This window comes from Acetobacter estunensis, from assembly GCF_019083805.1.
GTDB lineage: Bacteria > Pseudomonadota > Alphaproteobacteria > Acetobacterales > Acetobacteraceae > Acetobacter > Acetobacter estunensis_A.
Genome location: NZ_JAHRDV010000161.1, coordinates 1 through 243, shown reverse-complemented (window position 1 = coordinate 243; position 243 = coordinate 1). Strand labels below are relative to the sequence as shown.

Here is a 243-nt window from a genome sequence, read left to right as displayed (position 1 = left end):
CAGAGCACTCTCTCGGACCCCGACCAGCGCCTGACCGCCGCCAACCGGCTCCTGCACGTCGATCGCCTGAACGAGACGGGATGGCGCACTCTCCTGCGGGAACTGGCACGCCGCAACGACAGCAGCAGGGTATCGGTTTCGGGCAGGCGCAGGATGTTGGACGGGGTGGCGTTGAGGTAACGCTCGGCGTCCACGCTGGTCAGCACGGGTTTGAGCGACAGGGCGTGACGCTGCACATCGAGA

General features: G+C 66.7%; 1 protein-coding gene. It reads right to left on the bottom strand.

All coding sequences use genetic code 11. The features are described from left to right. Nucleotides 1-243, bottom strand: a 243-nt coding sequence (locus KUA11_RS17370; RefSeq protein ID WP_217412303.1) for a hypothetical protein, incomplete at both ends; no start/stop codon positions are given.